We start from the raw sequence: 23385 nt of genomic DNA, 5'->3' as shown, positions 1-23385 counted from the left end.
TTTATGGTAGCTGTTAGTTAGACAGGCTTCTGATCATGCCTTTTTTAAACCAATCTTGTAAGGTCTGCAATACCACTGCGGGTGCGCTGTGTTCATCATACCAATTAAGCATCAACTCGCACTGTTGAGCGAAGTTTTGACCAGCAATAAATCCGGTAAGCAGCGCGTGCTGGCTAACCGTTAAGGACTCAAATTGAGTTAGCCTTTCGCTATTTCGCCACAGTAACCAATGACGTTCTCGCTTGTAGTATGGTGCATCTGGATGGGTGTCGGCTTTTAATGCTTGCCAGCTTTCAACTGCGTTACTTTGGCAACTGAAAACTTGAACACTCGGATGAAAACGTAATTGGCAGTTTGGCCAATATTCAGGTGGTAAATGTTGTAACGCTTCAAAACCTATTCTGTCTGCATCTGCAGCATCAAAAGCAACCAGTAAGCGACGTTCAAATTCTGCTATGTCAGCTAAAATAGGATACTGGCTAAAAAATGCATCTTGGCGTAAATATTCAGTTAAGTTATTGCAAAAATGCCTTAATGAGCTGGTGGCTGATGGGTGTGTTTGAATGTACTCTTTCGATAACTTATCGAACAATTCATCACCTAAATATAACGCTAATATTTGATGGTCAGTTTCAAGGGTTTCAGTAAGGCGAGTACGATAAGCATTAGCGTAAATTTCCAAACGATGTTGCGCTGAAATCCCCGTTTGTTGTGCCACTCTGTGGGTTATACTTTGCGGATGTTCAGGAGAGGCCTCAAAGAGCAGATACTGCATAAATTCTTGTTGAATTTTAGCTAGTTTACTCATACTGCAACCTTTCTTTTTGGCAATAACGATTGGGTCTGAAAGGCTGCTGTAGTATGAGAATCTAGCCCCATGGAGGTTAATGATGAACAAGCCAGTGCAGGATGACCAGGTAAAGTTAATTTAGCAATTTTTTGAGCTTCTAATAATTCTTGGTATAACACTGGAAAATCAGGAATATTGGCATCTCGCTCAATCATGGTACTTATTGGACCAAAGCGTTCAAGTGCGGCTTGATATAGTGTCCACACACTCGGTGGGACTTCGTTGTCATGAGTATCAATCACATATTCGCCATGATCCGAATGGCCAGCTAAGTGAAATTGCTGCACTCGTCTAGGATCTATTTTATTTAAATAATCAAGCGGGTTAAAACAATGATTACGCGCACTGACATAGATATTGTTGATATCCAGCAATATTAAGCAGTCTGCTTCTTCAGCAACTTGAGATAAAAACTCCCATTCGTCCATTGTCGAGTCTTTATAGGATAAGTAACTCGAAACGTTTTCGAGTAATAAACGGCGACCTAAAAAGTCTTGCACGACGTTTATACGTTCAACCACGTGCTTTACGGTTTCTTCTGTATATGGCAAAGGTAATAAGTCATGGCTGTTAACACCATGAATTGAGGTCCAACAAATATGATCAGAAATCCACTTCGGATTAATGTCATTACTGAGTTTTTTGAGAGACTTAAGGTAATCCATGTCTAATGGATCTGTGCTGCCAATCGACATAGAAACACCATGCATCACGACAGGGTATTGCTCAGCGATCGCTTCAAGGTAGTAACGAGGTTTACCCCTGCAACCATGTAGTTTTCTGATAGTACTTCAAACCAATCTATGGCTGGTTGATGCTGCAAGATGTACTCAAAATGATCTGTACGAAGCCCTAAGCCAAAACCAATAAAGTCTTGCGTAATTTTCGAATCTGACATGGGCTTTCCTTAGGTTAATCATAACCTTCATGTTGGTGGAAGACGGATGTTGACTTGCTTGTTATCGAATGAATTTAAGCAAAATAAACGGCTTGGCAATAAGGAGATGAATCTTACCAAGCCATTATTACAACTCGTGTTGTCGATTAAGCTTAAAAGTTGTTCAGGCTTGAACGTTAGCCAGTTTTACCGCCGATATCGGCGCATGATTTTGCTGTTGTATTCACAAAGCCTGTGCCTTTACAGCTTGCTTTACCGCCACAGGCATTGTCAGCACCTTTACAATCATTGTGTCCTTTACATACGTTAACACCGTAACAATGGACCAAATCAGCTTTGGTTATTTTACCAACCCAATCATCTTTTATTTTCCCGCCAACATCGCTACACGCTTTAGACGGCATGGCAACAAAACCTGTGCCTTCACAACTCGCTTGACCCTTACAAGCATTGTCAGCTGTACCGCAGTCATTGTGTCCTTTACAGATGTTGACGTCATAACAATGGACTAAGTCAGTTTCACCCGCTGTAACCGGAGAGGTATCTGATTCGCCTGCCACGACTTGACCAGATAACCCGGCCATTGCCATGGCTAGCGCTGCACCTGATAGTGCGGTTTGTGCTTTAGTATTCATGATATTTCCTTGCATTAACTCATCAGTACAAATTGAGACTTTGATGAGCTAGTGTTTTGCTAATGAGTAAGATCGTAGACACTTCCATGCCTTCCTTTGACTATCTTCCTACTTGTTAAACGATACTATCCGCGGTTATCTGTCTTAATAGCAGGTAGTTATATTGACCGTGGTGGCGTTACAGATATTTCATAAAAATTAATTTGTTATCGAAGAAATAAGGTAAATGACAAGAAAGAATTTTCGTTACAGTTTGATTTTAAATGACTTTTTATTAACATTTGTTAGTTAAACTTTTTCAACTAATGAAGCCCAATTGCTAGGATTTTAGCTAATGAATATCCAATTAAGCCGTCATTGTGGTTAGGAGAGCTCCAATATTGGCCTTAGACCTATTTGTTGTTGGATTAACTGGTGAGATTAATTGAAGCCGCTGCGATGAGCTGAAATGGGTTTTTATACGTATAAAAAAATGTTTTACTATCCGCTCATTGATTACTGCAAGCTAGGAAGCACCATGCAAACATTACTTATTTGTCTTTTTATCGCCTTATTATTGCCTTATTTTGCTAAAGGCCCCGTTGCTGTTGCGATGGCAAAACTAGGTGGGTATGACAATGCACATCCTCGCGCGCAGCAATCCCAGCTAACAGGACTCGGTGCTAGGGCGCTTGCAGGGCACCAAAATGCATTTGAATCACTCATTGTGTTTGGGATTTGTTGTCTAACGGCAATTGCTACAGACAATGTTAATTCGACAGTGAGCACGTTAGCCATAGTACATGTGGTCGCAAGAGCGGCCTATCACATCTTATATATCAAAGGTTTATCAACCCTTAGATCGCTTTCTTGGTTTGTGGCTATTTTCAGTTCGTTCGGGATTTTTTGGCAGGCGTTTTAGTCGGCACTAAATTCAATTTAGATTAGGTTAGCGGATTAATATCACCAATACGTTAAGTTAAAACAACTTACTTAATTGAACTGATTCAGGTGGCAATGTACTGGTTTTGTTCTCGCTTAAATGATCTCCGTTATCAATGGCTAAGAAAGCTCATTATTAAATGTTCACAGAAATATAGCTAAGCCTAGTTGTTTGCACTTTATCAATATCTGCAGCCCAGATAATGGTTAGTAAAAACGAAAAAGCCGTCAACATTATTGACGGCAAATACTGCAATGGGGCGGTGGCTTTATTCGTATTCAGAAGAGTAGGTTTCAGAATAAGAATGAGAATATAACTCGAATAAAGTACCGAATGGATCTTCTAAATAAACCATTTTATAAGGTTTGCTGTCATCTTCTGGGTGATATCGCATGGTTTCCATTCGAGTCTTGCCACCATATTGTCTTACGCGTTCAATGACACCTTCAAAATCATCTGTTTCCAGAGAATAATGAAATAAACCAATTTTTGAGAAGTCGACATGATGACGCTCTTCTCTGTCTTTCATTTCAAATAGTTCGAAACCGACTCCGTCAGTGGTTACTAGGTGGGCAATATTAAAGCCTTTAAACCCTTCGCCAAATACAGCGATACACATGGCTCCAATGGCGGTTTCTTTTTCTTCGATGACAGCAGATTTTCCCATTACGACTTTTAGTCCCAATGCTTTGGTATAAAACTCAATCGCTTTATCCATGTTGCTGACCATAATACCTACATGACTCATCTTCATTTGCTTCACCTTAATAATGTTTGGTTCGTTTTGATGAGTGAAGTATATGGCGATATCGCACTGATTAAAAATTATCAAATTTTATATTTTTAATAATTTTTTGTTATTAATTTATGGGGAGAGTGGATGATTCACGCCAAAAAACTCACTCACCTTTAAAGATGAGTGAGTGTGCTGTTAAGACGCTGTTGGGTAATCAGTATAACCAACTTCATTTCCACCATATAAGGTTAATCTTGCATCGGCATCAAATTCAGCGAGTGGTTTGTTGTGTTTAAAGCGTTCCACTAGGTCAGGGTTTGTGACATAAGGCGTGCCAAAAGCAACCAAATCGGCATAGCCTTTGGTTAATAATGTTTGTGCGCTTTCTTGTGTTAGCTTACCAGCGACCATAATGGTGTGAGGATATATAGCTCGTATCTCTTGTCTAAAGTGATCTGTTGCTTCTGTGTATTCACCAATATTTTCAGAAAAATGCACATAAGCTAAATTAAGTGGGGCAATTTCTTTAAGCAGCAACTTTGTGACGTCAATAATATCACTGTCAACTTCACTAAAGCCTTCACCTACCAAAGGCGATAAGCGTATTGCGACTTTATTGGCACCAATGGCATCAGCAACAGCGTTGATAATATCCACTGTCAATCTAATACGGTTTCGTTGACTGCCGCCATATTGGTCCTGTCGCTGATTACTGACTTTACGCATGAATTGGTCGAGTAAATAGCCATGTGCACCATGGAGCTCAATACCGTCAAACCCCGCTTCTATTGCGTTTTTTGCTGCTTGGACAAAATCCGCAACGGTTTGGTCGATATCAGTTTGCGTCATAGCACGAGGTACTGAGGTTTCAACCATGCCATATCCCCCGTCAGCGAGAGGACCATAGACTTTATCTGCTTGTTTTATCGCTGAAGGAGCAACAGGTTGCTCACCAGCAATATCAGTATGAGAGCGTCTGCCAACATGCCAAAGTTGAGTAAAAATTTTACCGCCTTTTTGGTGTACGGCATCGGTGACTAACTTCCAACCTTCTATTTGCGCTTGTGTATAAATGCCAGGTGTCAGTGAGTATCCTCTGGCCACTGCTGAAACTGGCGTTCCCTCAGAAATAATTAACCCCGCACTGGCTCGTTGCTGATAGTAAGTTGCCATCAATGCGTTAGGCACATCGCCAGGCTGACTGGTGCGTGAACGTGTCATTGGTGCCATAGTAATGCGGTTAGCAAGCCTTGAACCTGCTAAATCAAATTCGGTAAATAACATAACAATTCCTGATGATTGTTGATAAAAATGCAAATTAAAATGAAACACCTAAGGTGATTAGGCGCTTTCTGATTCTGAAAACGTGGGATAATCAGTTAAACCTTTTTCATTACCGCCAAACAAGGTTTGTGGATCATGATTTGCCCAAGGTTGACCGTGTTTTATCCGAGATGGCAGGTCTGGGTTCGCGACAAATGGTCTACCAAAAGCAATCATGTCAGCCACACCTGATTCGATAGCTGAGATTGCTCGTTCAACGGTGTATTTACCCGCATAAATCAACACTCCGGCAAAGGCATTGCGTATGGCATTTTTAAAGCTATTACTCATAACGGGGGCATCATCCCAGTCGGCCTCTGCAATATGTAAGTACGCAATATTATGCTTATTTAACAGCGCAGTTGCAGCAACATAGGTTTGTTCTGGATTGGCATCGACAGTGCCATTAAGTGTCGTGAGTGGTGCTAACCTGACACCAATTTTGTCGGCACCAATAGCTGCAGCCATTGCGCTAATTACCTCATCAAGAAATCGCAGTCTATTCGTTAAGTTACCACCATATTTATCAGTACGGTGATTAGATTCAGAATCAATAAACTGGTTAATCAAATAGCCATTAGCGGCATGAAGTTCAATACCATCAAAACCTGCATTAATTGCATTGCTAGCCGCTTGTGTAAACTCGGCGATCACTGTATCAATATCTGCTTGTGTCATTTCGCGTGGGGTTACCACATCAACAAAACCGGGAGCATGGGTACCATCGTCGATGAAAACCTTGACGTTATTCGCTTTAATTGCAGAGGATGAAATAGGTTGCAAACCACCAATATTTTGCGGGTGAGTAACACGACCAACATGCCACAATTGAGCAAACATGACCCCATTGTTGGCGTGTACAGCCTTGGTGACTTTTTGCCATCCATCTAATTGGGCTGATGAATATATTCCTGGAGTCCAAGCATAGCCTTGTGCTAAAGGGGATATTTGTGTGCCCTCACCAATGATAAGTCCTGCTGAACTTCGCTGAGCGTAATAGGCTGCCATCATTTCATTTGCGCTGTTATCAGGCAAACTCGCTCTTGAGCGGGTCATGGGGGGCATGACAATGCGATTTGCCAACGTAAGTTGGCCTAATTTGATTGGATTAAATAGTGCTGCTGTCATGATTTTTCCTCGACATTGGGCTAATGAAGGAAATCATAACGGCAAGAACTCATTGCAAAAACAGCAAATGATACAAATAACTTTTGTTAAATATGCAAAAGTAAATACTGTAATTTCAGCGCTACAACTTCATTGAGCGCCAAAACAGTTCAAAACTTGCTTCACGATGGACTTTATCATGGCCCCACTGAGGGTTATCGGTGAAGTAGCGAATCGCAGCTAAATATTGACCATGGCAATTCTCAAGCATTAATGTGATTGGAAAATCGGCAATGATATTCAGTTGCTGACCTTTAGCGATAAGCTCAATAATGAAATGTAAAATACTGTTCATCGCTTGAGAGCGGATTTCGGGATCAATATCAGATGATAAAGAAAACTGCAGGAAAAATTTTTGTTTGGTTGGATTTAACAGTGCCCAATCAATCGCATGTTGCCACAGTGTATTGGCGCTGCTTTTTAATGTCGCTGCGTTATTTACATCGGCTGAAATAGAGTTACTGGTATGAAAATCTATATCAGTAATCAATTGCTCTAAAGAAGCCTCTTTATCATTGATTGGCGATAAGGATTGCGTCATCGAATGGGTAAGCGAATCAGCAAACTCTTGCTTTACCACAACAAAGAGATGATTCAATAGGGCTTCTTTAGAAGGAAAGTGATGAAATAAGGTACCTGTTGCTACCCCTGCTGTTTTTGCTATTGAAGCCGTGGAAGTGCCATGAAAGCCTTGGTCGACAAACAGTTGTAGCGCGCCATCTAAAATAGCTTGTTTTTTATCTGTTGCGGCAGGTTTTATGGTGGCTGACATACGCGTTCGATTTCCTATGTTGATTTATATTCTTTGTTTTACTTAGGCTTAGAATAAAGTGGGTGAGGATATATTGCACCCACATTGAATTAACGTAAAAACATCTTCATCAATAGCGCTTGGATTTTTGTTCCATAAGGAGGATGAACGAATAAACCAGAATTAAACTTGCCACTTTTAAGGACTGTTTTGGCATGGCTAAATGTCAAAAAACCTTCTTTACCATGATAATGTCCCATGCCTGATGGGCCAATACCGCCAAAAGGTGCATCATCTGCAGCAACATGAAACACTGTATCGTTTATACAAACGCCACCCGAATGGGTGTGCTGAACGATGTGTTGCTGGGTTGATCTATCAAAACTCATGATATATAAGGCTAATGGACGTTCTCGTTGGTTAATATATCCGATCGCATTATCAATATTTTTATAGCTCACAATAGGAAGCAAGGGGCCAAAAATCTCTTCTTGCATCACGGTCATATCATCGCTGGTAGCAGTGATTAATTGAGTCGGTAATTTTCGAACATTAGTATCAATGTTGTATTCGGTTGCAGAGTGGATCAGCGCACCTTTTTGTTTAGCGTCTTCCAATACAGTTAATAAACGCGAATATTGACGTTCATTAATGACATTGCCGTAATCAGGGTTAGAGTCAAAGTCAGGGTACATCTTATTGAAGCGTTTTTGATATTCACTGATGAGTTCATCAACCTTATCTTCTGGGCATAAAATGTAATCAGGTGCGACACAGATTTGGCCAGCATTTAAACACTTACCGTAAATGAGTCGCTCGACTGCCGTGGCAATATCAATATCAGGTGCAATAACAACAGGTGATTTTCCGCCGAGTTCAAGTGTGACTGGCGTGAGGTTATCGGCCGCAGCACGCATAACGTGACGACCTACTGTGGTAGAACCGGTGAAAAGCATATGATCAAAAGGCAGGGCAGAGAATGCCGCTGCTACATCAGCTTCACCCTCAATGACTGCAACTTCATCTTCATTAAAGATTTTTGCCAACATTGCTTTAATCACTTGGTTGGTCGCTGGGGTAAATTCAGACATTTTCAACATAGCTCTGTTACCAGCAGCAATGGCGGTTATTAGTGGGCCAATGGCTAACATCACAGGGAAATTCCATGGGACGATAATGCCGACAACACCCAATGGCTGATAGTGAACCGTTACAGATGAAGGCGCGAGAAGTAAGCCTGCATGACGACGATTTGGTTTCATCCATTTTTTAAGGTTTTTCAGCGTGTAATTGATGTTATTTACACATGGCATGATGTCAGAAATCATGGTGTCGTTACTTGAGCGATGACCATAATCGGCAGCGAGAGCAGTAACAAATTGCTCACTTTGCTCCAATAATCCAGCTTTGAGCTGTTCAAGTTTGCTGACTCTTGACTGATAACTAGGTGCTGGCATTGAGTTGTAAGCCTGTCGCTGTAGGTCGAGGTGTTGTTTCAATGAGGTTTGATGTGTTTCATTGAGCGCCATATTCATCTGCTTCTCCTAGTGTTTTTCTGCAGCCTAGTTATCGTTTAAAATTAAACCGACTGATTAGTCGGTTTAATATGGGCTATAAATCATCAAAAGGCAAGTTTTAGATAATTTGAGTCACAGAAGTTGATACAGCTCAAGGAGCAAATTAGTGTTTTACACTACACTTTTATTAGGAGATAGTAATTAACGTAAGCCACACGAGATTTAAGTATTAATTAAAAATGTGTTGATATTCTGCCTATGGATATTGTCACATTAAGTCTTGTTTAGGCGGTATCAGTAACACCTAGTTAGCTGAAAAATTTTAACTTTTTTCAATCTACAAGAGGGCGTCACTATGCGTTCACGTAATATATTATGGCCGACTGATTTTTCTGAGACGGCTTCTCATGCTTTGCGATATGCCATCGAAATGGCAAACTTATATCAAGTTGGAATTCGTATTCTTCATGTGGTTGATCAGCCTCTAGGTGATGAGAATTATATGATTCTCGCCATCACACCAGAAGAGTTAGCAAAAAGTATGGAGCAGGCCGCTGCAGATAAAATGCGCGGTTTATTAGCTGAGCTTAAAACTGACTTACCCGTCGAAACCCTAATTCGTCGTGGTGATGCAATTGAAGAAATCGTTGCAGAAGCCAATAGCGGTGATATTGGTATGGTAGTGATCGCTAGTCATGGCCGAACAGGGTTAGCACATTTTCTCCATGACAATGTCGCGGAGGAAGTAGCCAATCAAGCGCTTTGTCCAGTACTGGTTGTGAAATAGTTAGCGTGCACTCCGCTCGATATGTGAGTTGTTTTGTAAAGCGAGAAGTCACGATTAAGCTTATTTAATCGTGACTTTAGCGGATAAAAACGTCTTTATAATGTTATTGGTAGCTAGGCTTAAATCCAATTAGTGGTGTCATACTTTGTCGCCATCATGGCTTTTTCCGATATATATTGCGCATCGCTTTGACTAATATAAGGCAAAGTCATTTCGCCACTGGCTAATCCTAATGTCAGGTACGCATAACCTTTTTGTTTTTGTCCTTGAGTTTGCGTGAGGGTGACATGCTGAACTTTAGTAAAAGGAATGCGCTTCCATTCTCGACTGAACAATCCACTATGTTGCCATACCGCTTCCTCATCAATAACATATCCCCATTGTCGGTAGCGCAAGTAGATAAGCCCACTGACAACAACTGCGGATACACAAATTAGTAGACTTGCTAAGTTGGCGCCCAAAAACAGTGACAAAATCGCAGCGGGAATGAACGGCAAATACCCTCGCCGTAAAAACCAAGCAAATGCGATTGACTGATACTGACGCGGAACATTGCACGAGCCGCCTGCAAGTCCGGTTATTTTGCCAAGGGTAGATTGTAGCTCTGTGGTTTTGACTGAAGGAATGAGCATGTGCTGTTCAGTTTTTTGCTCAACTTCTTGTCCCTTTACTTGTTTTAAATACACAGTCCAAACATTAAATAACCTTGCTAATACAGGTTGGCTGATTTGTACAAGTTGAATACGTCTAATCGCTAATGCATCTTGCTGATGTGAAATGACTCCGCCACTTCTTTGCAGAGTTTGTTGTCGCTTCTCTATGGTGAAGGGAAAATATTTTAGTACGGCAGAAAAAATAGAAATCAAAGCGAACAGGCAATATACCAAGGCTATTAATAGTAAAATGATGCTCACTTGTAGGATAATATTGTCACCGCTTAACGTGATAATACTATGCCAAAGTTGTTGAAAAAACGGGATTTCGGCGAGTGTTTCCCATTGTATTTGTCCTAAGATTGGTCCTGCGATAACGGCGAGCCAGATAAGGTTATTCTGATAAAATCCAAATTTGATGAGCTGTAATAAATTGCGCTTAATAATAATGTTCGGCAGTGACTGGCTAGAATTATTTGCTGGATCTGTATTATCGAATGCATGAGTTCGTGTCGCTAAGTTGGTTACATCATTTTCACTGCAGGCATCATCATGATCCAATAAAGATTCATTATTGCCGTTTTCCTCAAGACTATTTGCTGTTACCTGTAACAGTTGCTGCTTAATTTTATAGGCGGTAGTTGAGTCCACTGCTGCAAGATGTGCTTCATCATTTTTTGAGCCTGCCGTTTCAATGATTAACGTTCCTAGCTTTAAGGGCTTAAAATACAGAGGTTGCTCGTAGCGAATATTTTGGATTTTATTAAATGGGATCTCGTCTTTGCGAGTAAACAGTAGTCCTCGCTTAATATTCAATTGATTATCAACAAGCTTAAAACGGTATTTTTTCCACTGTATAAATGAAAACACGGTTAACGAGATAATCAGAAATAGTGCAGCAATCATTGCAAAGGATAAATCAAAGCCGTTTTTCCAACCTGCGAAGACAATTGGGATCATGGCATAACCATTCGATAAAATGGCTTTTGCAGTCCCGAAACTGAAACTGAGCATGGCCCAAGGTGATAAAGCTTGCCACTGACTAAATTTGTCCATGGATTGCTGATTGTTGCTTTGTTGGGAAGGTTCAGTCATCTTGCTTTTCCGACTTTAGCTTATTTTCAGCGGTTGCTAATTGAGTCGTTTGATGTGAGATAACAGGCTTTCTGCTGATGTTTGTTGGACTGATGTTTGTTGGGCAGAGGGGATAAACTGTTGTTCGACCTGCAGATGCTCTGTGTTGTCTGGCTCAATCTCTGTGTTGTCTGTTTGAAGTTCCGTTTTGTCAGGCTCAATCTCTGTGTTGTCTGTTTGAAGTTCCGTTTTGTCAGGCTCAATCTCTATGCTGTCTGATTGATGTTCCGTTTTGTCTGGCTTAATCATTGTGCTGTCTGATTGAAGCTCTGTTTTGACTTGTTCAGGTATTGATTTGTCTTGTTGGTGCGAAGTCGCTCTATGCAGTAAGTGTTGTCTTAGGTGTTCTGCTGTTTCAAACTTCAAGCCGGGTAAGTTAATTTCTGCAGCGCCACTTCCTGCACTGAAGCATTTTAACGTCGCTAAGTTAAACTGTCGCTGAATCGGGTTTTGCGACAAGCTGACATGTTGCAGTCGGCTAAAAGGTAGGGTGGTGGTTTTTACCCACCACAAGCCTTTTCTCATCACAAGTTCATGCTTGAGTACGCCGTAATAGACCTTTTTTGCAGCTAGATACTTCAGTGAGATCCAAAGAGTGCCAATAGACGTTATGGCAGTAATAGCAATCAGGATATCTGCGAGTGGTTGGGTGTGCTGAATATTCATCAGCACCATGATGGCGGTTAGAATGATTAGCACAATAATACTGATTTGAAGCGCGGCTTGTATGGGGTAGCGCTTATCAACGGGAGTTAACGTTAACGCGTTGTATGGTTGCCATTGTGTTGGCTCAAGCTGGCTTTTATCATCAATTTTTGTCATTTATATGCTCATTGGCTGCAATGTCAGGGTTCAATGTTAGGCTGCAATGTAAAGGGTAATGCTAATCAGACATAGCAGCCTTGTGCAGTAAGTCGAAAAGGTCTTTGAGCACTCATGTAAGCTTAAGTGACTAAAATAGCTTTATATTCATGCAATAATCTTTTACTTTGAAAGTATAAGACAAAGGCTCCTTTGTTGGTATTTAACTATTATTTTCATCAAAAAAGAGGCGAAATTGACTCAAACTGTTTCTAAAGCACATAAAGCATTTTTGCGAAAACTCTATCTTTGCTATTTGATTAGCCAAGATAAACATAATTTATTATCTTTGCATAAAATGACCCAAATGCCCCGCAGAACCATTCAAGATACATTGGCATCAATGTCTGATATTGGTGTGACGGTTCAGTTTATTCAAGAGGGTGAACGTCACAATGCTGGTTATTATAAAATTGATGATTGGGGCCCCATTAACCCGCAATGGTTAGAGCAAAATTATGTGTGTATGACAACACAATTAGCGATTACGATACCTTAATGGTAGTAGGGGATTCCCTCTTTTATCTAGGTCGCTAATTTATCTATTCTTTCCTTGCTGGGGGATGTGCCCGCTGAAATCTGGTTCCTGCCAGCTCGCTTAGCTTGGTATAGGTGTTTATCGGCGATCTCAATAAGCATAGGTAATTGGTTGATGGCACTGCAACTGGTGACAATGCCAATACTGGCTGTGACGTTGACCTTTTGCTGACTTTGAGTAAAGGAGAGTTTAGCAATGTTTTCGCACAGCCTTGTTGCTAGGGTACTGGCTTCTTGCTCTTGGGTGTAAGGTAAAAAGATAATAAATTCCTCGCCGCCCCAGCGCGCTAAAATATCGTTCTTTCGTAATGTATCTCTGATTAATGCTGCGACTTTAACCAGCACTTCATCGCCAAAATTATGCCCATAGGTATCATTAATGCTTTTAAAACGATCGATATCTACCATCAAGATAGACGCTGCTTTTTTGACTTGCCTTTCTGTAAATTGAGGCTCAACTAATTGGTAAAAAGCTCGGCGATTATTCAACCTTGTTAACGGGTCCATGTTAGCCATTTTCTCGGCAATTGTTTTTTCGTTTTCTACCCGTCTAAAGCGTTCTGTTAATGCCAGTGCGAGCAGTAATACATCAATAAACACCCCGAGCTCTGCAGCCCTATAGGTAAATTGATTGAATGGGATATAAGCCCAAACGGCAAGACAGGTAATGGCAATCCCGATCATTGACGAAATTGAGGCGATTAAGAAAAATCTTGCTGAGATGTTACCAAAGTTCAGTGACAGTATTCCCAGCACGATCATCAAACCGCTAAACAGCAGCATTAAATCAAACGCAAAAATGAGTCCTAAAACTCGGTCTTGTAGCACTGCAGCAAGCAGCATTAGTGCCGGAAAGATAATACAGAGGCTCTTGAGAATTTTATTTAAAGTGGGGAGTTGAAATTTAAGTCGTAAAAAGTGGCAAGCAAACAGTATCCCACTGGTGCAAAAGCTGACCATCAGTATCGGGATAGACCATTGTTGCCATATCGGTGAATCTGGCCATAACCATAATGAACCATGGCCGCTATAGGCAAAATTAAGCAGCAAAAAATTCAATAAATATAAGCTGTAAAATAAGTAGCTTTTTAGACGAAGACCAACATATAAAATAAAGTTATAAATTAATAACGCAGTGATTGAGCCATACAAAAAACCATAGCTATAAGCATTGAAGGCATTTTTATTAGCCATTTCCTGCTGGTCGAATAAATACACTGGGATAACCATAGCATCAGGGGTTTGCACCCGAATTAACACCGTGGTTTTACCTGGTGGATAGCGGTAGTTAAAATTAAAACTAGGCTGCTGTGACTCTTGTTGGTAAAACAATGATAAGTCACCTTGGTGCTCAAAATGGATGATGTGATCATCCGCAAACCAAAAACTACTGACTTCATCTAGCCAATAGTTATCGATATGAATGGTTTTTTCTTGTTCTGTTTGGCTGTTATTAATGAGTGTGATACTTAACCAAACTGGTTTGGCATTGATACCATAATTACTGATATGTTGACTGACAGGACTAAACTGGCCTTGCTGTAATAACGAATATGCTTGTGAGGCATTGAGTCGCTCATCTTCAATATATTGCTTAAGTGATAAACCGATAGGCTTGTTGTGTTTATCAGATAAATACAGTTCTTTGGCGTGAACGGCGTTAGGGTTCATGCAGATAAATAAACAAATAATCAGCGTCAATATCCATTTCATAAATGCGGTCACATGCCATTGTTATGATGTCATCGAGAAATCCATTTATTACTTTTTTGCAAAAAGTAATCCAACTTTATGGCGACAGGGTATAAATCCATATCGCTCTGAGTGAACGTTTTAGCTAAATAAGTATAATATACAAGCCTAGCTCAATTTAGACTCTCATAATATAACTAAGCTTAATATCATAAATGCGTATCAATTTTGTTTATATACTAAAGGATTAGTCACAACGGTCAGGTTAGATGCTGTGCATCATCATAAAGTGATACAAAGGCAGGTTATTTAGCATGAAACAATTAGGATTTGAACTTGTTAACTCTCAACCAGTGAGTTGTACTACTCAGGGGGCTGATGATATCGGAGAAAATCAAACTGCTGAGGCAAGTTTATCTGTTGCGCCCATTACATATTTAGCCAACTTCTTACCTTTACCATTGCAAACTTCACTGCTTCAAGAAGCGAACTCATATCAATTTGAAAAACCGATCGTAACGATATTTGGCAAGCAACATCCTATTCCACGCTCCCAGATCTGGTTTGGTGATTCAGGTTGCGAATATCAATATTCATCACTCATGATAAAGCCACAACCTTGGCCACCTGTATTGCTGAAAGTAAGACAAATACTTGAGTCGCAATTTAATATCATGACCAATGGCGTGTTGGTTAATCGCTATGAAAATGGACAAGATTGCATGGGATGGCACAGTGATAACGAGCCTGAGATTGCTGCCAATTCAGATATTGTATCGTTAACATTAGGAGCCAGTCGTACTTTTGTTATGAGACACATGCAAACACGGCATAAACACGCCATTGAACTTAGCTGTGGCGACTTACTGATCATGCATGCAGGTATGCAAGATGAGTGGCAACACGCCATACCTAAACGCCTAAAAGTGAATGAGCCAAGAATTAATTTTACCTTTAGGCAAATGATTGTGGGATTTCATCAGGGTGGGTAAGAGAGTGAGCAGTAGATAAAGTATACAAGACGTAATCGTAAACTTGTTTTGCCAACTGGATCTTGTTGGGTTGTTGCAAGTTTGATTTTTGAAACGTTAATCAGTAGTCTTCACTTTTTACGATGTAGATAAAAAGAGCTTGTTATGTCAGTTGAACACGTTATTACCGAAAAACTGAACCAATCTTTTAGCCCTGTCCATTTAGACGTGCTTAATGAAAGCAATCGTCATCATGTGCCGCCTAATTCTGAAACCCACTTTAAAGTCGTTGTCGTCAGCGACAAGTTTGATGCTCAGCGTCTCATTGCTAGACACCGTGCTGTCAATGCTGTGCTAGCAGAAGAGTTAGCTAATGGAGTGCATGCGCTGTCGATTAATGCTTATACACAAGAAGAGTGGCAAGCGCTAGACAGTGTGCCAAAAACACCAAACTGCAAAGGTTAATACAGCTTAACAATTAGCGATTAACACATGACCTAAACCTCATCTTTCGTATGGGGTTTTTTATTGCCTTACATTTACTAAACCAAATCTTTTATCTTATTTTTTACATGAGTTATTTTCATATTATTATGGATTAACTGAGTGTTTTCTAGGCTTTGATGTGGGATTTATTGGCTATTTGGGGCTTGTTTGTCCATTACTGATAGTTTGTCATAACAGTGTCATCAATCATTGTTAAAGATTAATGTAGGCCTGAAATAGGCCTAGCTGCTTGCTGTTAATTTTGATGCTATGATGCCAAAAGATTTCACCCACTTTAAGGAATAAGCAATGCCTTTACTTGATAGTTTCACCGTTGATCATACTCGAATGGAAGCACCAGCTGTACGTGTAGCGAAGCATATGAGCACACCAAAAGGTGACACCATTACAGTATTTGATTTACGTTTTTGCACCCCTAACAAAGATATTCTAAGTGAGCGTGGTATCCATACTTTGGAGCACTTATTTGCAGGCTTTATGCGTGACCATCTTAATGGAGACAATGTTGAGATTATCGACATTTCCCCTATGGGATGTAGAACGGGCTTTTATATGAGCCTAATTGGTGTGCCATCTGAGCGTATCGTCGCTGATGCATGGTTGGCTGCGATGGAAGATGTACTAAAAGTAGTTGAACAAACTGAAATTCCCGAGTTAAACGAATATCAATGTGGCACCTTCGAAATGCATTCATTAGAGCAAGCACAAGATATTGCACGTGCGATTATTGCAGCGGGTGTAAGTGTGAATCGTAATGATGACTTAAAATTGAGTGATGATATTTTAGGGACTTTATAATTGTTGCTAATGATCCCATTAGGTATTTGATAAAAGCGGCTTAGGCCGCTTTGTTTTTTAGTGGTTAATTTTTTATTAAAATACTGTTTTTATTTGTATGAAAACGTTATTGTTATCAGTCAATGGAAGGATTTTTTCATAACAATAAGGGACCGAACTCTACGGTGCCGATGATGTATTTTGGGAGTTAACCATGTCTAAAAGTCAATTCAGCTTGTCTGTAATTGCTTCTGCTGTGCTATTTGTTTGTCATTCAGGTTCAACTTATGCAGCCGCCTCAGTTACAGCTGCGATGGATGAATCAAATAATAGCGTTATTCTCACTCAACCTCAGACTGCGTCTTTGCATTATCGTGATAGTGATATTCCTTTAGCATTATCAGGCATGACTGTATTGCCGACAAACCAAACAACAACAGTGACCCACCGTGGAGCAATTAATGGCGTTGCGGTGACCCAAGACAGAGTCAGCTTTTCTCCTTCTCCTTATGCAGCGCCTCATTTAGTACTGCAACCTAACTTAGTATTACAAGAGTCTATCGCTGCTTTAAGTCTGACAGATGTGACTAAGGGCGGGATGGGTGCATTTGGTCATGTTAATTACACAACGGCGCAAATTAGCCCTAATGAAATGGGGGGCCGAGCCAATATTGAAATTAACGATAATGGCGATGGGCATGTTGGCGCAATTGCCAGCGGCTTGAATAAAGAATATGGCATGTTGCTTGGGGTTGATTATCAAAATACGGCTGAAGAAGTAGGTTTTGCCAGTCAATTTGATAATGAAAAAACGCAAACCGATATCATGTTCAAGATTAATGCTGATAGCTTAGTTGGTGCGCGTAACCCACAAAAAACCGAGTTCATGTATCAGTATACCGACTCTGAAAGTGGTTATTCTAATGTTGGCCTAATTGCACAAGACTGGAACAGTAAGCCCGCTACCCGCTACTCAGCAACTCAAAACGATCAGCAAGAAGGTAAACGGCATAAGTATCAAGTTAGCCATGTGGTTGACTTAACTGGTGGCACTCAAATGGTGTCAGATTTTTATTATCAGTCCTACGATGAAAAAATCTCGCAACTGAATCGTTTAGAAGGCGTTGCGATTGGTGTAGCAGAGTTGCAAGCCATTGCTGCGATGGATGCCAATCCTTCTGCAACGGCAAACTTAGCCTCAATGCTCGAAGATAATCATTATGCTGGTTATGGTTTACAAACCGAAGGCGTCAGTCAATACGGTGCTCATCAAGTCACCTACGGCGCTTTATATCATTCAGATAAAGCAGAAATGAAATTTGGCCAACAAGACTGGCTATGGAATATTGATAGAAGTTTATCAAGCGTATCGGTGGATAAAGCGCTTATGGCTTATGTAGATGATGTGAATGTTTTCACGACAACTGCAGATGCAAAGCTAAACTACGGCGCGTTGTCATTTAACCTTGGTGTGGCCTTCGAGAGTGTCAGTACAACTCGTGAAGTTGGAGTGGAAGCTTATGGTGTTGAAGAAGCTGACTTCTCTGATGATGGTTGGATCCCGTCTCTTGAAATAGCTTATACAACAGGTAACTGGAAAGCCGCTTTTGCTGCAAAACAGTCTTGGACTGCTGCATCTGCAGGTAATGCTGAGATGAAAGCGCAAGAGTCAATGCATTATCAACTTGGTTTTACTTATCAAACCCAAGTATTGAATCTTGGTGTTAACTTATACATACAAGACTTTGATAATCAGCATGTCACTTGTATGTGGAGCATGGCGTGCGATTTCTCACAACGTTATATGCAGGTCAATATCGAAGACGTAACAGCAAATGGTGTCGATCTATCTGCCGATTACCAATTTAGTTTTGATTCGTTTGCGATACCGTTATCGGTTCAATATCAGTATAGCCAAGCAGAGTTTGGTGAATCTGGTGTCAATGAACTTATTGGCCTTTACGTTGAAGGTGAGCAATTACCTTGGGTTCCTGAACAGCAAATTGCCTTGAGCACGGGTGTTGTAGTAGGGGACTTTAGCTTTATGACACAAGCGCTTTATCAATCAGAGCTGGGTTATGCTACGGCAATTTCTGGTGGTGAAAAAATAGATGGCCAGTGGAAAGTTGATATTGCTGCAAATTATCATTTATCGAATGTGCATGAAATTTATCTACGTGTTGAAAATGTGCTTGATGAAAATTTAGTCAGTCAACAATCAAGTTTAGGGATTACCTCGCAGGGTGAAATGCTGAGTTATGTGGGGTACCAAGCGCGTTTCTAATTAATTTGAGTGTCAACCTTCCTACCTTACTGTTTTAAAAGCGCTTTAGCATGGGCTATTTTAGCCTATGCTAAACGCTACATTTGTTAACAAATAGATAAAACACTTCTTATATTAATTCTTTTAAAATTAATGCTATAGTGCCCTTGTTACTGAAATATTGCATCGGATCGCTATTTATCGGCCTATTCCACACCCTAAATAGGTGTAATTGTTTAAAAATGAACAATCAAAAATTTCAATCACCTATTATTTTCGTGGCGATAGCGCACATTTTGGGGTAAAATGCGCGCGACCAGCGTGATTGCGATCGCATTTCCGTGATAAATCTGCGCTAGCTCAACACTGAAGTGTTTGTTAACACTTTGTTTTTTTGGGTAGGAACGCGGCGCATTGTCTTTCCTTCAAACGTAGTGCTTGTGGATATGATTACAATAAAGAAAGGATTGGAACTACCTCTAGCAGGTGGCCCAGAGCAAGTTATCCATAATGGCCCAGCCATTAAGAATGTCGCCACTTTGGGTGAAGAGTATATTGGCTTACGTCCAACGATGAAAATCAAGGTTGGCGATAAAGTTAAAAAGGTCAGGTAATTTTTGAAGACAAAAAGAACCTTGGCGTTAAATATACTGCTTTAGCTAGTGGGACTGTATTAGAAATTAACCGGGGTGCGAAACGTGTACTTCAGTCAGTAGTTATTGAAGTTGAAGGTGATGAAAAAGTCAGCTTTACTCAATACAGTGCTGATGCGTTAAACACGTTAGATGCAGCTGTTGTCAAAGAGAACTTGATTGAATCAGGTCTATGGACAGCTTTGCGTACTCGCCCTTTCAGTAAAGTACCTGCTGTTGACTCAGTCGCTGCTGGTATTTTCGTCACCGCAATAGATACCCAACCACTAGCTGCAGATCCTGCCGTTGTGATTGCTGAGCACAAAGAAGACTTCGCAAACGGTTTGACCCTACTTGCTAAGTTAACTGAAGGCAAAGTATTCCTGGCTAAAGCACCTGGTGCGGATATTCCTTCTGGGAATGCACAAGTTGAAGAGTTTGCTGGAAAGCATCCTGCTGGCTTAGTGGGTACTCATATTCATAACTTACTTCCTGCATCTGCAACACGCACTGTATGGCATGTTGGCTATCAAGATGTGATTGCAATCGGTCAGCTATTTACTCAAGGCGAACTTAACACTCAACGTGTTATTGCCATTGGTGGCCCACAAGCTAAGAACCCACGTTTAATTCGTACGGTCTTAGGTGCAAGCACAACTGAAATTACCGCTGATGAGGTAGAAGGTAATGCTGTACGTGTTATCTCTGGTTCAGTATTAAGTGGTCGTCAAGCTGCAGGTCCTCATGCTTACCTTGGTCGTTATCATCAACAAATCAGTTTGTTGCTTGAAGGCACTGAAAAAGAATTGTTTGGCTGGGCGATGCCTGGTAGCGACAAATTCTCTATTACACGTGCATTCTTAGGCCACTTAAACCGTTCACGTTTATTTAATATGACGACCAGTACTGGTGGTTCTGACCGTGCAATGGTGCCAATTGGTAATTATGAGCGTGTTGTTCCGCTAGACATTTTACCAACAATGCTACTACGTGACTTAGTTTCTGGTGATTACGATGGTGCTGCGGCGCTAGGTGCACTTGAACTAGACGAAGAAGATTTAGCATTGTGTACCTTCGTATGTCCGGGCAAGTATGACTATGGTACATACCTGCGTGATTGTTTAGATACGATCGAGAGGGAAGGCTAATATGAGCTTGAAAGATTTTATCGAGCGTATTGAACCGCAATTTGAAAAAGGCGGCAAGTACGAAAAGTGGTATGCCCTGTATGAAGCGGCTGCGACTGTGTTTTACACTCCGGGTAAAGTAAACAAAGGTAGCACGCACGTGCGTGATAACCTTGACCTTAAGCGTATGATGATTACGGTTTGGGCTTGTACTTTTCCTGCGATGTTCTTTGGTATGTACAACGTTGGCTTACAAGCGCAAGATGCGTTAATTGCTGGCTTTGCTACTCCAGATGTATGGCAAGTTAGCTTATTTAGCTTGTTTGGAACTGAGCTTACCGCAGATTCTGGCGTTGCAGCCTTGATGTGGTATGGCGCCTGTTGGTTCTTACCTATTTACGCGGTGACCTTCGCGGTCGGTGGCTTCTGGGAAGTGCTTTTCGCTTCTGTTCGTGGCCATGAAGTTAACGAAGGTTTCTTTGTTACCTCGATTCTTTTTGCATTAACACTGCCAGCAACAATTCCATTATGGATGGTTGCACTAGGTATTACCTTCGGTGTGGTTGTTGCGAAAGAAGTCTTCGGTGGTACAGGTCGTAACTTCCTTAACCCTGCATTAGCTGGTCGTGCTTTCCTATTCTTTGCTTACCCACTTAACATGTCAGGTGACACGTCATGGGTTGTTGCTGATGGTTTCTCTGGTGCTACTGCACTGAGCCAAGCGGCACAAGGCACATTAGAATATGGCTTAACGCAGGATTGGTGGGACGCATTCTTCGGTTTCATTCCTGGTTCTGTAGGTGAAGTGTCTACCTTTGCTATTTTACTTGGTGGCGCAGTTATCGTTTATACCCGTATTGCTTCATGGCGCATCATTGGTGGTGTGTTACTTGGCATGATTGCGGTTTCAACATTGCTTAACGTTATTGGTAGTGATACCAACGCTATGTTTGCAACACCATGGTATTGGCACCTTGTTTTAGGTGGATTCGCTTTCGGTATGATGTTTATGGCGACTGACCCTGTTTCAGCCTCATTTACTAATAATGCGAAATGGGCTTACGGTCTGTTAATTGGTGCGATGGCGGTATTTATCCGTGTTATTAACCCAGCATTCCCTGAAGGCATGATGTTAGCAATTCTATTCGCTAACTTATTCGCACCTTTATTTGACCACTTTGTGGTTCAAGCAAATGTTAAGCGGAGGATTTCACGTGGCCAGTAATAAAGAATCAATCGGCAAAACATTATTTGTTGTTATTGGTTTGTGCTTTGTCTGCTCAATGTTTGTTTCGACTGCAGCAGTATTATTAAAGCCGACTCAACAACAAAATAAATTATTAGATAAGCAAAAGTATATTCTTGAAGCTGCGGGCTTAGTGGATACTAAAGCTGGCAAAGTAGAGAAAGACGTTATCATCGAAAAGTACAATAAGTACGTTGAAGCTCGTCTAGTTGATTTAAAAACGGGTGACTTTGTAGATGGTGATGCTGATACGTTTGATGTTGAAAAAGCAGCGCGAACTCCAGCGACTTCTTTCAAGCCTGAGAACGATATTGCTTCTGTTAAACGTGTAGCGAATCAAGGTGTTATATATCTTGTAAAAGATGATAACAATGCTCTACAAACCGTTATTATTCCTGTTAAAGGTTACGGTTTATGGTCAACCATGTTTGCTTTCTTAGCAGTTGAAGCTGATATGAACACGATTCGTAGTTTAGTGTATTACGACTTCACTGGTTCTGGTGAAACCCCAGGTCTAGGTGGCGAAGTTCAAAATCCACAATGGATTGCGAAGTGGGAAGGGAAGAAACTTTATGATGACAATGGCAACTTAGCTATTCAAGTGACTAAAGTTCCAACTATCGCTTCTTCAGTTCACGGTGTAGATGCATTATCTGGTGCGACACTGACAAGTAATGGTGTTCAGCATTCATTAACTTTCTGGTTAGGTGAAGAAGGTTTTGCACGCTTTATCGAAAAAGCACGCAATGGAGGACTTAGCTAATGGCTGATGCTAAAGAACTTAAACAGGTTCTGACTGGACCTATCATTAATAACAACCCAATTGCTCTGCAAATTCTGGGTGTATGTAGTGCGCTAGCTGTTACCGCGAAAATGGAAACCGCTATTGTAATGACATTAGCGTTAACTGCAGTGACCGCATTTTCGAATTTATTTATTTCGATTTTACGTAATCACATTCCAAGCAGTGTTCGTATTATTGTGCAAATGACGATTATTGCTTCGTTAGTAATCGTGGTTGACCAAGTATTGCAAGCTTACGCCTATGACGTAGCTAAGCAGTTATCAGTATTCGTTGGTTTGATTATTACTAACTGTATTGTAATGGGTCGTGCAGAAGCTTATGCGATGAAAACGCCACCTTTAATGAGCTTTATGGACGGTATCGGTAACGGCTTAGGCTACGGTGCAATCCTATTATCAGTTGGCTTCTTCCGTGAGCTATTTGGTAACGGTTCTTTATTTGGTGTTGAAATCCTAAGCAAGGTCTCTGACGGTGGCTGGTACCAACCAAATGGTTTGTTACTTCTTCCTCCTAGTGCGTTCTTCTTGATCGGTATGTTGATCTGGATTATCCGTACTTACAAGCCAGAGCAAGTAGAAGCGAAAGGGTAAGCGC

General features: G+C 40.9%; 20 protein-coding genes and 2 pseudogenes. 11 read left to right on the top strand and 11 right to left on the bottom strand.

Going from position 1 to position 23385, the window contains the following annotated elements:
- Positions 1–13 precede the first annotated feature (13 nt).
- From ACGEDC_RS03540 to ACGEDC_RS03530, 3 genes and pseudogenes are all read right to left on the bottom strand, one after another.
- Positions 14–808 carry a DNA-binding domain-containing protein gene (locus tag ACGEDC_RS03540; protein ID WP_055023663.1) on the bottom strand — a complete coding sequence of 265 codons (795 nt, stop codon included), beginning with the start codon at positions 806–808 and terminating at the stop codon, positions 14–16.
- Positions 805–1748, bottom strand: a pseudogene (locus ACGEDC_RS03535) (DUF692 domain-containing protein). Before ACGEDC_RS03535 ends, ACGEDC_RS03540 begins: the two are co-directional and overlap by 4 nt.
- A gap of 176 nt (positions 1749–1924) precedes the next feature.
- Positions 1925–2383, bottom strand: a complete 459-nt coding sequence (locus ACGEDC_RS03530; protein ID WP_065108679.1) for a hypothetical protein — start codon at positions 2381–2383, stop codon at positions 1925–1927.
- Between the two features lie 517 nt (positions 2384–2900).
- On the opposite strand from ACGEDC_RS03530, the gene ACGEDC_RS03525 reads away from it, so the two are divergent.
- Positions 2901–3284, top strand: coding sequence for an MAPEG family protein (locus tag ACGEDC_RS03525; protein WP_055023665.1), 384 nt, complete (start codon positions 2901–2903; stop codon positions 3282–3284).
- A 289-nt stretch (positions 3285–3573) separates the two neighbouring features.
- On the opposite strand, the gene ACGEDC_RS03520 is transcribed toward ACGEDC_RS03525, so the two are convergent.
- From ACGEDC_RS03520 to ACGEDC_RS03500, 5 genes are all read right to left on the bottom strand, one after another.
- The gene (locus ACGEDC_RS03520; protein WP_394496462.1) at positions 3574–4059 is read right to left on the bottom strand and encodes a VOC family protein; all 486 of its coding nucleotides are present in this window, start codon (positions 4057–4059) and stop codon (positions 3574–3576) included.
- 177 nt (positions 4060–4236) lie between these two features.
- Complete coding sequence (locus ACGEDC_RS03515; protein ID WP_394496460.1) at positions 4237–5325, bottom strand: alkene reductase; 1089 nt, start codon at positions 5323–5325, stop codon at positions 4237–4239.
- Positions 5326–5382: 57 nt separating this feature from the next.
- Positions 5383–6492 carry an alkene reductase gene (locus tag ACGEDC_RS03510; RefSeq protein ID WP_394496458.1) on the bottom strand — a complete coding sequence of 370 codons (1110 nt, stop codon included), beginning with the start codon at positions 6490–6492 and terminating at the stop codon, positions 5383–5385.
- A 121-nt stretch (positions 6493–6613) separates the two neighbouring features.
- On the bottom strand, positions 6614–7303 hold the full coding sequence (locus tag ACGEDC_RS03505) for a TetR/AcrR family transcriptional regulator (RefSeq protein ID WP_394496456.1): 690 nt from the start codon (positions 7301–7303) through the stop codon (positions 6614–6616).
- An 89-nt stretch (positions 7304–7392) separates the two neighbouring features.
- Positions 7393–8817 (bottom strand): coniferyl aldehyde dehydrogenase, encoded by a 1425-nt coding sequence (locus tag ACGEDC_RS03500; protein ID WP_394496454.1) that lies wholly within the window; start codon positions 8815–8817, stop codon positions 7393–7395.
- A 337-nt stretch (positions 8818–9154) separates the two neighbouring features.
- Between ACGEDC_RS03500 and ACGEDC_RS03495 the strand changes: the two genes are divergently transcribed.
- A complete protein-coding gene (locus ACGEDC_RS03495; protein WP_055023671.1) occupies positions 9155–9586 on the top strand; it encodes a universal stress protein in 432 nt (143 codons plus the stop codon).
- A gap of 119 nt (positions 9587–9705) precedes the next feature.
- Here the strand turns inward: ACGEDC_RS03495 and ACGEDC_RS03490 are convergent, their stop codons facing one another.
- Positions 9706–11334, bottom strand: a complete 1629-nt coding sequence (locus ACGEDC_RS03490; RefSeq protein ID WP_394496451.1) for a PH domain-containing protein — start codon at positions 11332–11334, stop codon at positions 9706–9708.
- Between the two features lie 36 nt (positions 11335–11370).
- A complete protein-coding gene (locus ACGEDC_RS03485; protein ID WP_394496449.1) occupies positions 11371–12195 on the bottom strand; it encodes a PH domain-containing protein in 825 nt (274 codons plus the stop codon).
- Positions 12196–12430: 235 nt separating this feature from the next.
- On the opposite strand from ACGEDC_RS03485, the gene ACGEDC_RS03480 reads away from it, so the two are divergent.
- Positions 12431–12733, top strand: a complete 303-nt coding sequence (locus ACGEDC_RS03480) for a winged helix-turn-helix domain-containing protein (RefSeq protein WP_394496447.1) — start codon at positions 12431–12433, stop codon at positions 12731–12733.
- Positions 12734–12759: 26 nt separating this feature from the next.
- Here ACGEDC_RS03480 and ACGEDC_RS03475 read toward each other — a convergent pair whose 3' ends face one another.
- Positions 12760–14484 carry a sensor domain-containing diguanylate cyclase gene (locus ACGEDC_RS03475; RefSeq protein ID WP_394496444.1) on the bottom strand — a complete coding sequence of 575 codons (1725 nt, stop codon included), beginning with the start codon at positions 14482–14484 and terminating at the stop codon, positions 12760–12762.
- Between the two features lie 293 nt (positions 14485–14777).
- Here ACGEDC_RS03475 and ACGEDC_RS03470 point away from each other — a divergent pair, with 293 nt between their 5' ends.
- The 8 genes and pseudogenes from ACGEDC_RS03470 (at position 14778) to ACGEDC_RS03435 (ending at position 23381) form a co-directional block, all read left to right on the top strand.
- A complete protein-coding gene (locus ACGEDC_RS03470) occupies positions 14778–15455 on the top strand; it encodes an alpha-ketoglutarate-dependent dioxygenase AlkB family protein (protein WP_394496442.1) in 678 nt (225 codons plus the stop codon).
- 144 nt (positions 15456–15599) lie between these two features.
- Positions 15600–15899 carry a BolA family protein gene (locus ACGEDC_RS03465; RefSeq protein ID WP_055023677.1) on the top strand — a complete coding sequence of 100 codons (300 nt, stop codon included), beginning with the start codon at positions 15600–15602 and terminating at the stop codon, positions 15897–15899.
- A 330-nt stretch (positions 15900–16229) separates the two neighbouring features.
- Positions 16230–16739 (top strand): S-ribosylhomocysteine lyase, encoded by a 510-nt coding sequence (gene luxS, locus ACGEDC_RS03460; RefSeq protein ID WP_055023678.1) that lies wholly within the window; start codon positions 16230–16232, stop codon positions 16737–16739.
- Positions 16740–16932: 193 nt separating this feature from the next.
- A complete protein-coding gene (locus tag ACGEDC_RS03455; protein ID WP_394496439.1) occupies positions 16933–19002 on the top strand; it encodes a TonB-dependent receptor domain-containing protein in 2070 nt (689 codons plus the stop codon).
- A gap of 425 nt (positions 19003–19427) precedes the next feature.
- Positions 19428–20761 (top strand): annotated as a pseudogene (locus ACGEDC_RS03450) (Na(+)-translocating NADH-quinone reductase subunit A).
- A 1-nt stretch (position 20762) separates the two neighbouring features.
- Entirely contained in the window at positions 20763–21965 is a 1203-nt protein-coding gene (locus tag ACGEDC_RS03445; protein WP_055023680.1) for an NADH:ubiquinone reductase (Na(+)-transporting) subunit B, read from the top strand.
- Complete coding sequence (locus ACGEDC_RS03440) at positions 21955–22749, top strand: Na(+)-translocating NADH-quinone reductase subunit C (RefSeq protein WP_055023681.1); 795 nt, start codon at positions 21955–21957, stop codon at positions 22747–22749. The genes ACGEDC_RS03445 and ACGEDC_RS03440 overlap by 11 nt, the downstream gene beginning before the upstream one ends.
- Positions 22749–23381 (top strand): NADH:ubiquinone reductase (Na(+)-transporting) subunit D, encoded by a 633-nt coding sequence (locus tag ACGEDC_RS03435; protein ID WP_055023682.1) that lies wholly within the window; start codon positions 22749–22751, stop codon positions 23379–23381. Before ACGEDC_RS03440 ends, ACGEDC_RS03435 begins: the two co-directional genes overlap by 1 nt.
- Positions 23382–23385: the final 4 nt, after the last annotated feature.

The sequence above is a fragment of the Shewanella sp. ENK2 genome, assembly GCF_043568515.1.
Classification (GTDB): domain Bacteria; phylum Pseudomonadota; class Gammaproteobacteria; order Enterobacterales; family Shewanellaceae; genus Shewanella; species Shewanella japonica.
Note: the sequence above shows the minus strand (reverse complement) of the source record. Positions and strands in the feature narration are given on the sequence as shown.